Annotated in this window: 14 protein-coding genes; 12 read left to right on the top strand and 2 right to left on the bottom strand. The window is 58.5% G+C overall.

Translation table 11 applies throughout. The annotated features are described in order from the left end of the window. Positions 1–20: 20 nt before the first annotated feature. Positions 21–2,579, bottom strand: a complete 2,559-nt coding sequence (mrcA, locus tag CWM53_RS29150) for a peptidoglycan glycosyltransferase/peptidoglycan DD-transpeptidase MrcA (protein WP_074387060.1) — start codon at positions 2,577–2,579, stop codon at positions 21–23. Positions 2,580–2,697: 118 nt separating this feature from the next. Between mrcA and CWM53_RS29145 the strand changes: the two genes are divergently transcribed. The 12 genes from CWM53_RS29145 to trpS all read left to right on the top strand — a co-directional run bounded on the left by CWM53_RS29145 (position 2,698) and on the right by trpS (position 12,636). Continuing rightward, positions 2,698–3,498: a pilus assembly protein gene (locus CWM53_RS29145; RefSeq protein WP_074387061.1), complete on the top strand. Its 801-nt coding sequence runs from the start codon at positions 2,698–2,700 to the stop codon at positions 3,496–3,498. Beyond that, complete coding sequence (locus CWM53_RS29140; protein ID WP_061153109.1) at positions 3,482–4,015, top strand: PilN domain-containing protein; 534 nt, start codon at positions 3,482–3,484, stop codon at positions 4,013–4,015. Before CWM53_RS29145 ends, CWM53_RS29140 begins: the two co-directional genes overlap by 17 nt. After that, entirely contained in the window at positions 4,005–4,433 is a 429-nt protein-coding gene (locus tag CWM53_RS29135) for a pilus assembly protein PilO (RefSeq protein ID WP_074387062.1), read from the top strand. Before CWM53_RS29140 ends, CWM53_RS29135 begins: the two co-directional genes overlap by 11 nt. Beyond that, positions 4,423–4,803 carry a HofP DNA utilization family protein gene (locus CWM53_RS29130; RefSeq protein WP_074387063.1) on the top strand — a complete coding sequence of 127 codons (381 nt, stop codon included), beginning with the start codon at positions 4,423–4,425 and terminating at the stop codon, positions 4,801–4,803. Before CWM53_RS29135 ends, CWM53_RS29130 begins: the two co-directional genes overlap by 11 nt. Beyond that, complete coding sequence (hofQ, locus tag CWM53_RS29125) at positions 4,739–5,980, top strand: DNA uptake porin HofQ (RefSeq protein WP_074387064.1); 1,242 nt, start codon at positions 4,739–4,741, stop codon at positions 5,978–5,980. Before CWM53_RS29130 ends, hofQ begins: the two co-directional genes overlap by 65 nt. 270 nt (positions 5,981–6,250) lie before the next feature. After that, the gene (gene aroK, locus CWM53_RS29115; RefSeq protein WP_004106441.1) at positions 6,251–6,772 is read left to right on the top strand and encodes a shikimate kinase AroK; all 522 of its coding nucleotides are present in this window, start codon (positions 6,251–6,253) and stop codon (positions 6,770–6,772) included. Between the two features lie 55 nt (positions 6,773–6,827). Then, positions 6,828–7,922 carry a 3-dehydroquinate synthase gene (gene aroB, locus CWM53_RS29110; protein WP_061153111.1) on the top strand — a complete coding sequence of 365 codons (1,095 nt, stop codon included), beginning with the start codon at positions 6,828–6,830 and terminating at the stop codon, positions 7,920–7,922. A gap of 84 nt (positions 7,923–8,006) precedes the next feature. Beyond that, a complete protein-coding gene (gene damX, locus CWM53_RS29105) occupies positions 8,007–9,284 on the top strand; it encodes a cell division protein DamX (RefSeq protein WP_100676289.1) in 1,278 nt (425 codons plus the stop codon). A 78-nt stretch (positions 9,285–9,362) separates the two neighbouring features. Next, positions 9,363–10,190: an adenine-specific DNA-methyltransferase gene (dam, locus tag CWM53_RS29100; RefSeq protein ID WP_074387066.1), complete on the top strand. Its 828-nt coding sequence runs from the start codon at positions 9,363–9,365 to the stop codon at positions 10,188–10,190. Positions 10,191–10,207: 17 nt separating this feature from the next. Then, a complete protein-coding gene (rpe, locus tag CWM53_RS29095) occupies positions 10,208–10,885 on the top strand; it encodes a ribulose-phosphate 3-epimerase (protein ID WP_004202179.1) in 678 nt (225 codons plus the stop codon). After that, a complete protein-coding gene (gene gph, locus CWM53_RS29090; RefSeq protein ID WP_012540418.1) occupies positions 10,878–11,639 on the top strand; it encodes a phosphoglycolate phosphatase in 762 nt (253 codons plus the stop codon). Before rpe ends, gph begins: the two co-directional genes overlap by 8 nt. Continuing rightward, positions 11,632–12,636, top strand: coding sequence for a tryptophan--tRNA ligase (gene trpS / locus CWM53_RS29085; RefSeq protein WP_008807022.1), 1,005 nt, complete (start codon positions 11,632–11,634; stop codon positions 12,634–12,636). The genes gph and trpS overlap by 8 nt, the downstream gene beginning before the upstream one ends. Before the next feature lie 74 nt (positions 12,637–12,710). Here the strand turns inward: trpS and cobA are convergent. Then, positions 12,711–13,476: uroporphyrinogen-III C-methyltransferase (gene cobA / locus CWM53_RS29080; RefSeq protein WP_100750907.1), on the bottom strand; the 766-nt coding region annotated here is incomplete at its 5' end.

Below are 13,476 nucleotides of genomic sequence, written 5' to 3'. Positions count from 1 at the left end.
GCCCGCAGGCGCTTTTTTTGTCAGAACAGTTCGTGGGTTTCACCACCGCCGTCAGTCAGGGTGGTGCCCACCTCATGGACCGCCTGCTGCGTGGGTTGGGTTCCTTCAATGAAGTATTCCGCACGACTGTTGCCTCCGTTCGCCAGCTGACCGGTGCTGCGGTCAATATTCACCGTGACGATACCTGGCGGCGGGGTTAATGGTTCTTCCGGCACCCCCTCCAGCACGCTTTTCATAAAGCTGTCCCAAGCCGGCTGGGCACTTTTAGCACCGCCCTCATAGCCGGAGATCTGATCTTTAATCGCCCCTGAGGCGGTGGTGCGGCCAAGATCGCGACGATGATCGTCAAAGCCGATCCATACCGAGGTCACCACACCCGGCCCGTAGCCTGAGAACCAGGCATCCTTCGAGCTGTTGGTGGTCCCGGTTTTCCCGCCGATGTCATGCCGCTGCAGATCGCGTCCGGCGCGCCAGCCGGTTCCCATCCAGCCCGGCTCGCCAAAGATGTTGCTGTTCAGCGCGCTTTTGATCAGGAACGACAGGGGCGTATTAATCACATGCGGCGCGTATTCCTGGGCGCCGCTCTGTGCGATCAGCGACTGGTTGGCCTGCTCCAGCTGCGGCTGCGGCGGCACGTTGTCATTCTGCGGTTCCGTCGAGGTGGCAACATCTTCCACATCTTTGTTTTCCAGCACGTTGGATTTTGGCGTATCGCCGTAAATCACCGGTAAGTCGCACTGCGGGCAGGCGATCTTCGGACGCTCTTCGAAGAGAACGCCGCCCTGATCATTCTCAATCTTACTGATAAAGAACGGATTGACCAGGAAGCCGCCATTGGCCATCACCGAATATCCGCGGGCAACCTGCATAGGGGTAAAGGAGGCAGAACCCAGGGCCAGCGACTCGGTATGGACAATGTTTTGCGCCGGGAAGCCAAAGCGCTGCAGATACTCGGCGGCATAGTCGACGCCCATGGCACGCATAGCGCGCACCATCACCACGTTTTTCGACTGTCCAAGCCCCTGGCGTAAACGAATCGGACCGGCATACTGCGGCGGCGAGTTCTTCGGTCGCCAGTCGGAGCCTGCGCCCGCATCCCAGCGCGAGATCGGCACATCGTTAAGCATGCTTGCCAGCGTTAAGCCTTTATCCATCGCGGCGGTATAGAGGAACGGCTTAATGTTGGAGCCGACCTGACGCAGTGCCTGAGTGGCACGGTTGAACTTGCTCTGGTTAAAGTCAAACCCGCCGACGAGAGCAATAATCGCGCCGTTTTGCGGATTAATGGAGACCAGCGCTGAGTTGACGTCCGGGACCTGCGATAGCCACCAGCTGTCACCCACTTTACGAACCCAGATCTGCTGCCCGGCCTGCAGGACGTCGTTGACCTTACGCGGCGTCGCTCCCTGCTGCGTGTCAGAGATAAAGCGACGGGCCCAGCGTACGCCATCCATCGTCAGAGAAACCGAGTCGCCGTTAGCCAATAGCGCGACGGCCTCCTGGGCATTCGCGGCAGTGACCACTGCGGGCGAAAGCGGGCCGAAGCCAGGCTGGCGCTTCAGCGAGTCGACGATCTTCTTCGTCTCCCACGGCGTTTCACCGACTTTCCACAGCACGCTGGCCGGGCCGCGGTAGCCGTGACGCATATCGTAATCCAGCACGTTATTGCGTACCGCCTGCTGGGCTGCCTGCTGGTTCTTGCGGGTAATGGTGGTGTAAACCCGGTAGCCATCTTCATAGGCTTGTTCGCCGTAGCGATTCACCATCTCCTGGCGCACCATTTCGCTCAGGTAAGGGGCGGAAAAGGCGATTTTCGGGGCATGATAGCTGGCGTCGATCGCTTCGCTGCGTGCCTGATCGTATTGTGCCTGGGTGATATACCCCTCGCTTAACATACGTGACAGCACCACGTTGCGGCGGGCTGTCGCGCGATCCATCGAGTAGAGCGGGTTAAAGGTGGAAGGGGCTTTCGGCAGGCCGGCAATCACCGCCATCTCACTCAGGGTCAGCTGGTCGATAGGCTTGCCAAAATAGACCTGCGCCGCGGCGCCGACGCCATAGGCGCGGTAGCCGAGGTAGATCTTGTTCAGATACAGCTCAAGGATTTCATCTTTGTTCAGCAACTGCTCGATGCGGATGGCCAGAAAGGCCTCTTTAATCTTACGCATCAACGTCTTCTCGGGGCTGAGGAAGAAGTTACGTGCTAACTGCTGGGTGATGGTGCTGGCGCCCTGGGAGGCGTGGCCCGAAAACATCGCCACGCTGGCAGCGCGGAAAATACCCACCGGATCGACGCCGTGATGCTCATAGAAACGGCTGTCTTCGGTAGCGATAAACGCTTTTACCAGCTCGGGGGGAATTTGCTGCAACGTCACAGGGATACGGCGTTTTTCGCCATATTGCGCGATAAGCTCACCGTCGGCGCTATAGACCTGCATCGGGATCTGCAAACGCACATCCTTCAGGGTTGCGACATCAGGGAGTTGCGGCTCTATGTATTTGTAGAGGCCAAAAATCGAGCCTGCTCCCAGCAGTACGCAACAGACTGCAAGGATCAATAGATACTTTACGAACTTCACCGGTGTTTTCCCATTTAGTTTTATTTGGGCAGTTTATAAACAAACGCGCGGTAGTATAAAGGCAAGCCAGGTGCATTGATATAGCCGGACAGTTTTGCCGGATAAGGAGATCGTAAGCATGGCTTTCAGAAACTGGCGGATCGGGATGCATATCCAACAGGATAGCATTGCTATTGTCGCACTACTGTATGAACGCTCACACTGGGCGCTGCGCCGCTGGTGGCGTATTCCGCTGCCGTCAGGCCTGGTACGGCAGGGGATGGTGGTGGACGTCAGCGCCCTTGGCGCACGGCTTGCCGCCTGGCGGCGGGAGCTACCGGTGCAGCATCAGGTCAGTATCGCTTTCCCTGCCGTTCGCACGCTGCAAAAGCGCCTGCCGTATCCCCAGTTCGCCCTGCGGGATCGTGAACAGGCGACGTGGATAGCCAGCGCGATGACCCAGCAGCTGGCGATGCCCGCCGCCTCCTTAAGCATTGATTATGCCCCCACTTCGCGGGATGACGGCTGGCAGGTCACGGCGGCGCAGCGGCTGGACATCAATGTCCTGCGGGAGCTGGCAGGACGGCTGCGACTGCGAGTAGCGGCCATCGTGCCGGATGCCAGCGCGCTCGGCGCGTTTGTCCCCTGGCTGAACGCGCAGTCGCAGGGCCTCGCGTGGCGGGATGAAAATCACTGGCTATGGGCAACGCAGGAGGCCTGGGGTTGTGTCACCTGCGATGAGGTGAAGTCGTTAAGCCAGCTGGCGGAGCAACTTCAGATTCCTTTGCGTCTGTGCGCTGACGCTGGCGACGAAGCCAACAGCTTAGATGTCTGGCAGGTCATTCACCGCCGGCAGCCTCCTCTGCCGGCCGATGGCGATCGCTACGCTATCGCCCTTGGGCTGGCGCTGGGGAGTGAACACCATGACGCATGCCGTTAATCTTCTCCCCTGGCGTGACCTGCGGCGGCGCCAGCGCCTGCGCTTCCTCCTGCTGATTGCTACCGGCATTATGCTGCTGGGGTTGATGATCCTGCAGGTATGGCGCACGGTCCGTCTGCAGCATCTCACCCTGACGACACTCCACGCGACGGCCGACGCGCAGCTGCTCGCCTCGCTTAAACAGCGCGAGCTTCCAATGCGCGAGGCGTGGCAGCAGCACCAGCGTCATCGTCAGCAGCAACGGCGTAGAGCGGCGATCGCCGCCTGGCAACCCAGGCTGCTGGCGCTGGCGGCAGATCTGCCCGCGCAGGCGTGGCTGACGCGGCTGGATTACCAGGGCGCAGTTCTGACCGTGAACGGCCTGGCCCTGAATCTGCGGGCGCTGGCCGGACTGGAGCGCGTTCTGACTAACGTGGCGGGATTCGCGCCGGCAAAAGCGGGCGGAACGCAGCGCGACGCCGAGGGGCGCTGGCAGTTCAGCTTTACCCTCACAGGAGAGCGCGCCGATGCGGATTAGCACCCGGCGCAGCCAGACGGTGCTGCTGATCCTGCTCATGATGGGGCTGCTGGGCTTCGGCGTTACGCTCTGGCGCGCTGCCGGACCGCCGCTGGCGGCAGTGTCCCGCGACACCGTCCTGCAGATGCAATGGCGTCGGGTGATGGCATTACGCATACCCGCCGGTGAAATCCCAGTGGAGGGCATCGACAAACAGCCGTTTTCGCCGATAGCCATTCCGCTTGCCGGGGTGAAGCTTATCGCCTGGCGACCCCAGGGGAGCGGGGGCGAGATGGAGCTGACCCTACCCTGGCAGACGCTGCCCGCGCTTTTTTCCTGGTTGGCGCGCTGTGGAATGACCCCGCGATCGTTCTCACTGGAGCATGAGGCGCAGGCACTCCGCCTGCGTTTGCAACTGGAGGCGGAAGATGGGGTGTAAATGCTGGGCATTACTGTGGTTGCCGCTGTCGCTGCTGGCAGCAGAGCGTGACCCTTTCCAGCCGGTTGAGGATCCCTGCCGCACAGCGCAGCTATCGCAATGGCGCTATGGCGGCGCGGCCGGGGATGACGCTGGCTGGATGGGGTTTCTGCAGGACGGGAGCGGCAAGTGGCGACGGGTGCGCATGGATGATCAATTGCCCACGGGCTGGCGGGTGAGCCGGCTGACGGCCGGTGAGCTGGTGATCGCTACGCCTCCTGGGTGTGAACCGTCAGCGTGGCGCTGGCAACGTGAAGGGAAACAATATGATGCGATGGATAAGCCTGCTGCTTCTGCTGCTGCCGCTGGCGGCGGGCGCCGCCCGAAATGAAAAGACAATTTCGCTGGTGGTCGATGACGCGCCGGTGGCCCATGTGCTGCAAGCGCTGGCCGAAATGAACCACAAGAACCTTGTTGTGGCGCCGGACGTTAGCGGTACGCTCTCCCTGCGTCTGCAAAAGGTTCCCTGGACCCAGGCGTTGCGGGCGGTGGCGGATAGCGCAGGCCTCTCTTTGCAACAGCAGGGGACGGTCATCTACGCGCATACCCAGGCCTGGCAAAAGGCAAATCAGGCGCAGCGTGAAGCCGAACAGGAGAAACGCCTGCAGAACCTGCCCCTGCAGGCCGAGAACGTGACCCTGCACTATGCCGATGCCGAGGAGCTGGCTAAAACGGGCGGTAAGTTGCTCAGCGCCAGGGGGCACCTGATGGCGGACAAGCGGACCAACCGGTTGCTGATCCGCGATGATGCCCGGCACCTGCCGGCGTTGAAAGCCTGGGCGCAGGAGATGGATTTGCCCGTCGGGCAGGTTGAGCTGGCTGCCCATATCGTGTCGATGAGCGAAACCAGCCTTCGCGAGCTGGGGGTGAAGTGGCGGCTGGCGGAGGTCGGCGGCACGCCGGGCTCCGGTAAAATGACCACCCTGAGCAGCGATTTGTCGGTGAACGATGCCAGCACCCGCGCGGGTTTTAACATCGGCAAGATCAACGGTCGCTTGCTTGAACTCGAGCTTTCCGCGCTGGAGCGCAAGCAGCAGGTCGATATTATCGCCAGCCCTCGTTTGCTGGCCTCGCATATGCAGCCCGCCAGCATCAAGCAGGGGAGCGAGATCCCCTATCAGGTTTCCAGCGGTGAAAGCGGCGCCACGTCGGTGGAGTTTAAAGAAGCCGTGCTGGGGATGGAGGTGACGCCGACGGTGCTGCAGCAGGGGAGAGTGCGGCTGAAGCTGCGGATCAGCGAAAATACTCCGGGCCAGGTGCTGAAGCAGGATAATGGCGAGGCGCTGGCCATCGATAAACAGGAGATAGAGACTCTGGTGGAAGTTCGCAGCGGCGAGACCTTAGCGTTGGGCGGCATCTTTTCGCAGAAAAACAAAACCGCCCGCGACAGCGTCCCGCTGCTTGGCGATATCCCGGTGCTGGGGCGTCTGTTTCGGCGCGACGGGAAAGATAATGAACGCCGTGAACTGGTTGTCTTTATTACGCCACGGATTCTGGCAGTACGTTAAGCAGGTTTTTCATGCTAAACACGTTTCAGGTGTTTGACGTGAGGACGGATTTAGCATACAAGGGGTACCGATTTGAGAGTCGGGTACGACATCAATCCTCCCTTTATTGTCCGGCGATTTTATTCAGTTGCCAAACCAGCCGGAGTATTGAGATAATTTTTAGTCTGACTCTCGCTCTATTGCATATGAGGTTTCAGTTCATGCCCTGCGGCGCTGGGTGTCTGCGAAGCGGGTTTATCATTAACGAATAGTCTTAGTAGTACCGAAAAAATGGCAGAGAAACGCAATATCTTTCTGGTTGGGCCTATGGGTGCCGGCAAAAGCACTATTGGGCGCCAGTTAGCCCAACAGCTCAACATGGAATTTTACGATTCCGATCAAGAAATTGAGAAACGCACTGGCGCTGATGTGGGCTGGGTCTTCGATGTTGAAGGCGAAGACGGCTTCCGCGACCGTGAAGAAAAAATTATCAATGAGTTGACGGAAAAACAGGGGATTGTGCTGGCGACTGGCGGCGGCTCTGTAAAATCCCGTGAAACGCGTAACCGTCTCTCCGCCCGCGGCGTGGTGGTCTACCTGGAAACGACAATCGAGAAGCAGTTGGCCCGTACGCAGCGCGATAAAAAGCGTCCTTTGCTACAAGTCGATGCGCCGCCTCGTGAAGTGCTGGAAGCGCTGGCTGACGAGCGTAACCCGCTGTATGAAGAGATCGCCGATGTGACTATCCGCACAGACGATCAGAGTGCGAAAGTCGTCGCGAACCAGATTATTCATATGCTGGAAAGCAATTGATTCTGGCTTAATAAAAGTGCGTCAGAGTAAAAGTCACTGAGGTGGACGTCGCGTTATGGAGAGGCTTACTGTTACCCTCGGGGAACGTAGTTACCCGATTACCATCGCGGCTGGTTTGTTTAACGATCCAGCTTCCTTCCTGCCACTCAAGTCGGGCGACCAGGCTATGCTGGTCACCAACGAAACGCTGGCGCCGCTTTATCTGGATACCGTCCGCTCTGTGCTGGAGCAGGCAGGGGTCAACGTTGACAGCGTGATCCTGCCCGATGGCGAGCAGTATAAAAGCCTGGCGGTGATGGATACCGTTTTTACCGCTCTGTTGCAAAAACCGCATGGTCGCGACACCACACTGGTGGCGCTTGGCGGCGGCGTAATTGGTGATTTAACCGGTTTCGCCGCGGCAAGCTATCAGCGCGGCGTGCGTTTTATCCAGGTCCCCACCACTCTGTTATCGCAGGTCGATTCGTCGGTCGGCGGCAAAACCGCAGTGAACCATCCTCTCGGCAAAAACATGATTGGCGCCTTCTGGCAGCCGGTTTCCGTGGTGGTTGATCTTAACTGTCTGAAGACCCTGCCGACGCGCGAGCTCGCTTCCGGACTGGCTGAAGTTATCAAGTACGGGGTGATCCTCGACGGCGAATTCTTCAGCTGGCTGGAAAACAACATTGATGCGCTGCTGGCGCTGGATGAAAAAGCGATGGCGTACTGTATTCGCCGTTGCTGTGAGCTGAAAGCGGAAGTTGTCGCTGCCGACGAGCGTGAAACTGGGTTACGTGCTTTACTCAATCTTGGACATACCTTCGGCCATGCTATCGAGGCGGAAATGGGCTACGGTAACTGGCTGCACGGCGAAGCGGTGGCGGCAGGTATGGTGATGGCGGCGCATACGTCCGAACGGCTGGGGCAGTTCCGCACGCAGGATACTCAGCGCATTATCGCTCTGCTCAAGCGTGCAGGCTTACCGGTACGCGGCCCGCAGGAGATGAGTGCGCAGGCGTATTTGCCCCATATGATGCGCGATAAAAAAGTACTGGCGGGCGACATGCGGCTGGTGCTCCCGCTCGCAATAGGAAGCAGCGAGCTGCGCGGCGGAGTGCCGCACGATGTGGTTCTTGGCGCGATTGCTGATACTCAGCAGGCGCAACAATAAGAAGGTCTGGCCGCGTTCGCGCGGCGTTATCATTTCGGGTGATGTGCAATAATCGTGAGCATAAGCCTTTTAGTGGGGTGTTAAATGGATGATTTCAAACCAGAAGACGATATGAAAGCCGATCGCAACGATCGTCGTGCTGGTCGTTCCCGTCAGTCTTCCGAGCGTGATGCCGATCCGCAGATCAATTTTGACGACGTCGATCTTGATGCCGATGAAGGCCGTCCGACGCGCGCCGGTAAGGCCCGTCGCGAGCGTGAAGAGGAAGAGTTCGAAGAAGAACTGGATGCGGAAGACGAGGAACTGCTCGAAGAGCAGCCTGTAGAGCGTCGTCCGCGCAAGCGTAAAAAAGCGCCGGCCAAACCTGCTTCCCGTCAGTACATCATGATGGGCGTGGGGATTCTGGTGCTGCTGTTGTTAATCGTGGGTATCGGTTCTGCGCTGAAATCGCCATCCTCGTCCAGCCAGCAGACCGCTTCCGGCGAGAAGAGCATTAATCTGTCTGACGACCAGTCCACCAGCACGCCTACGCCTGCTGCCGGTCAGGATCAGACCGCCGCCGCCAATACCGCCCCACAGCAGGACGTAACGGTTCCGCCTATTGCCGCGAACCCGACGCAGGGCCAGGCCGCGGCAGAACCGCAGGGCCAGCAGCGTGTTGAAGTTCAGGGCGATCTGAACAATGCGCTGACCCAGCAGCAGGGCCAGCTGGACGGCGCTGTGGCTAACTCGACGCTGCCAACTGAACCGGCAACCGTCGCGCCGATCCGTAATGGTGCCAATGGCACTGCGGCTCCGCGCCAGGCGACCGAGCGTCAGACGGCTGCAACGCCGCGTCCGGCTGAGCGTAAGCACACCGTTATCGAAGCGAAGCCACAGACGAAGCCTCAGGCCGTGGCAAAAGCGCCGGTAGAAACGAAGCCGGTTCAGCCGAAGCATGTTGAAAGCGCGGCGACTACCGCCCCGGCGAAAACCACCGTAACCGAAAGCAAACCGGTGGCAACAGCGCAGAGCAAACCGGCAGCAACAGCAACCACCACCACTGCCGCGCCAGCCGCGAAGAGCGGTAAAACAGCAGGTGACGTGAGTTCAATGAAATCTGCGCCGTCGGGTAACTATACCCTGCAGCTCAGCAGCTCCTCTAACTACGACAACCTGAACAACTGGGCGAAGAAAGAGAAGCTGGATCGATATGTTGTCTATGAAACGTCGCGTAACGGCCAACCGTGGTACGTGCTGGTGAGCGGTATCTATGCTTCGAAAGAAGAAGCGAAACGCGCTGTCACCTCACTGCCGGCGGACGTGCAGGCGAAAAATCCATGGGCAAAACCACTGCATCAGGTTCAGGCTGACCTGAAATAATGCCGTGGGGTAGTCTTAAGCGCAGGATGCTGTCGGAGCTTTCTCCACAGCCGGAGAATGTGTAATTAGTTAGGCAGCATGAAAAAGAATCGCGCTTTTCTGAAGTGGGCAGGGGGGAAGTACCCCCTGCTTGACGATATTAAAAAGCATTTGCCGGAAGGCGAGTGCTTAATCGAGCCCTTTGTGGGCGCCGGGTCGGTATTTCTCAATACCGACTTTTCTCGTTATATCCTCGCGGATATCAACAGTGACTTAATTGGCCTGTACAACATCGTTAAATTGCGTACCGACGAATACGTCGCCGCTGCGCGTGAGATGTTTGTCCCGGAAAACAACATCGCTGAGCGCTACTACCAGTATCGTGATGAATTCAACCAAAGCCAGGATCCGCTGCGTCGCGCGGTGCTGTTCCTGTATCTGAATCGCCACGGCTACAACGGCCTGTGTCGCTACAATCTGCGCGGCGAGTTTAATGTGCCGTTTGGCCGCTATAAAAAGCCCTATTTCCCCGAGGCAGAGCTCTATCATTTCGCCGAGAAAGCGCAAAACGCCGAGTTTTACTGCGAATCTTATGAAGAGTGCATGCAACGTGCCGATAGCCGCGCGGTGGTTTATTGCGATCCACCCTATGCGCCGCTGACGGCGACGGCGAACTTTACCGCCTACCACACCAACAGCTTCAATCTGGAACAACAGGTACTGCTGGCGCAAAAGGCGGAATCGCTGATGAAAAAGCGGATCCCGGTGTTGATTTCCAACCACCGCACACCGTTGACGCAGGAATGGTATAAAAACGCGGCAGAAACACATATTGTGAAGGTTCGGCGCAGCATCAGCAGCAACGGTGGTACGCGTAAAAAGGTGGATGAGCTATTAGCGCTCTACCGTCCGCCTAAGACCAAATAAATTTCAAGGAGATGCGGATGAAGCAGTATTTGATTGCCCCTTCGATTCTGTCAGCTGATTTTGCCCGTCTGGGTGAGGATACCGCGAAGGCGCTGGCGGCAGGTGCGGATGTCGTGCACTTCGACGTCATGGACAACCACTACGTGCCGAATCTGACGATTGGCCCGATGGTGCTGAAGTCGCTGCGTAACTACGGTATTACCGCGCCGATCGACGTCCACCTGATGGTGAAGCCGGTTGACCGCATCATTCCTGATTTTGCTGAAGCCGGCGCCAGCATCATCACCTTCCATCCTGAAGCCTCCGAACACGTCGATCGTAGCCTGCAGCTGATTAAAGAGCACGGCTGTAAAGCGGGCCTGGTGTTTAACCCGGCAACGCCGCTGAGTTATCTCGATTATGTGATGGATAAGCTGGACGTGATCCTGCTGATGTCGGTTAACCCGGGTTTTGGCGGCCAGTCTTTTATTCCCCAGACGCTGGATAAACTGCGTGAAGTACGCCAGCGCATCGATGCTTCTGGCTACGATATTCGCCTGGAAGTGGATGGCGGCGTGAAAGCCAGCAACATTGGCGAAATCGCCGCGGCGGGTGCGGATATGTTTGTTGCCGGTTCGGCGATCTTCGGTCAGCCGGACTACAAGAAAGTGATTGATCAAATGCGTAGTGAATTAGCGAAGGTGAGTCATGGATAAATTACAGGCGATCCGCGGCATCGCGTTTGATCTCGACGGCACGCTGGTGGACAGCGCGCCGGGTCTAACCTCGGCGGTTGATAACGCCCTCTACGCCCTGGAGCTGCCTGTGGCGGGAGAAGAACGCGTTGTCACCTGGATCGGCAACGGCGCCGATGTCCTGATGGAGCGGGCGCTGACCTGGGCTCGTCAGGAGCGTGCGACATTACGGGCGGCGATGGGTAAGCCTTCCGTCGACGATCATGATATTCCGCAAGACGAACAGCTGCGCATTTTGCGTAAGCTGTTTGACCGCTATTACGCCGAAACGGCGGAAGAGGGTAGCTTCCTGTTCCCGGCGGTGGCCGATACGCTCGGCGCGCTGCATGCCAAAGGCCTGCCGCTGGCGCTGGTCACCAATAAGCCGACGCCGTTTGTCGCCCCGCTGCTGGACGCGCTCGATATCGCGAAATATTTTACCGTGGTGATTGGCGGCGATGACGTGCAGAACAAAAAGCCGCATCCGGAACCGCTGCTGCTGGTGGCGGAAAAGCTCTCTCTGGCTCCTGCCGAGCTGCTGTTCGTCGGCGATTCGCGCAATGATATTCAGGCGGCCAAAGCGGCAGGCTGCTGCTCTGTCGGCCTGACCTACGGTTATAACTATGGCGAACCGCTTGCGCTGAGCGAGCCGGACTATCTCTTCGACCAGTTTAATGAACTCTTACCCGCTCTCGGGTTACCGCACAGTGAAACTCAGGAATTGAAACATGACTAAGCCCATCGTTTTTAGTGGCGCACAGCCCTCAGGTGAACTGACCATTGGCAACTACATGGGTGCGCTGCGTCAGTGGGTAAACATGCAGGACGATTACCACTGCATCTATTGCATCGTGGACCAGCACGCCATTACCGTGCGTCAGGATCCGCAGCAGCTGCGCAAGGCGACGCTGGATACCCTGGCGCTGTATCTGGCCTGCGGTATCGATCCGCAGAAAAGCACCATCTTCGTTCAGTCGCACGTGCCGGAACACGCTCAGTTAGGCTGGGCGCTGAACTGCTACACCTATTTCGGCGAACTGAGCCGCATGACCCAGTTTAAAGATAAGTCCGCGCGCTACGCGGAGAACATCAATGCCGGTCTGTTTGATTACCCGGTACTGATGGCCGCTGACATTCTGCTGTATCAGACCAACCAGGTTCCGGTAGGGGAAGATCAGAAACAGCACCTGGAACTGAGCCGCGATATCGCCCAGCGTTTTAACGCCATCTATGGCGATGTCTTTAAAGTGCCTGAGCCGTTTATTCCGAAGTCCGGTGCACGCGTGATGTCGCTACTGGAGCCGACCAGGAAGATGTCCAAGTCCGACGACAACCGCAACAACGTCATCGGCCTGCTGGAAGATCCGAAATCGGTGGTCAAGAAGATCAAACGCGCGGTGACCGACTCCGACGAGCCGCCGGTGGTACGCTACGACCTGAAAGAAAAAGCGGGTGTCTCCAACCTGCTGGATATCCTCTCCGCGGTCACCGGGAAAACCATTCCTGAGCTGGAGCAGCATTTTGAAGGCAAAATGTATGGCCACCTGAAAGGCGAAGTCGCTGAAGCGGTGTCGGGCATGCTGACTGAGCTGCAGGAGCGCTATCACCGTTTCCGTAACGACGAAGCGTTTCTCAACCAGGTAATGAAAGACGGCGCAGAGAAAGCCAGCGCGCGCGCTTCTCAGACCCTGAAAGCGGTATACGAAGCGATTGGTTTTGTCGCCAGGCCGTAAGCGACGCAACAGCTAAAAAGGCGGGATATTATCCCGCCTTTTTTATGTCTGTCGTCCACGTGGGGAGGCGAAGGTTAGTGGTTCGAGAACCAGTTCAGTTTATCCCGCAGGCCAACCACGCGACCGACGATGATCAGCGCCGGGCTGGCCATCTGCTGCGCCAGGATATCCAGTTGCCCTAAGGTGCCGCTGACCACTTTTTGCGATACGGCGGTGCCGTTCTCGACGATGGCGGCGGGCATATCTTCCGCCATGCCGTGAGCGATAAGCTTCTCGCGGATCGCCGGCGCCTGGTTCAGACCCATGTAGAACACCAGGGTTTGTTTCTCCACCGCCAGGTTCGCCCAGTCCAGCTCGCCGCCGGTTTTCAGGTGGCCGGTGACCAGGCGGACGCCCTGGGCGAAATCGCGGTGTGTTAATGGGATCCCCGAGTAGGCGGAGCAGCCGGAGGCGGCGGTGATGCCTGGAACAACGGAGAAGGGGATGCCCGCCTCACAAAGGGTTTCCAGCTCTTCCCCTCCGCGGCCAAAGATAAAGGGATCGCCGCCTTTCAGCCGGACCACGCGTTTTCCTTTTTGCGCTTCACGCAGCAGGATCTGGTTGATCTCCTCCTGCGGGACGCAGTGGTAGCCAGAACGTTTGCCGACGAATACCCGGTCAGCGTCGCGACGCACCAGATTCATGATGTCGTCGGAAACCAGCCGGTCATAAACCACCACGTCGGCCTGCTGGATCTGCTGCAGGCCTTTGAGCGTGAGCAGCCCGGCGTCACCGGGACCGGCGCCAACCAGGACGACCTCGCCGCGATGCTCCAATGGCTCCGTCAGTAGCTGCTCGGTG

Origin of the sequence: Klebsiella sp. A-Nf5 (assembly GCF_002810545.1) — a bacterium.
Lineage (GTDB): Bacteria > Pseudomonadota > Gammaproteobacteria > Enterobacterales > Enterobacteriaceae > Klebsiella > Klebsiella variicola.
The sequence above is the reverse complement of the archived record's forward strand: the minus strand, read 5'-3'. Positions and strand labels throughout refer to the sequence as shown.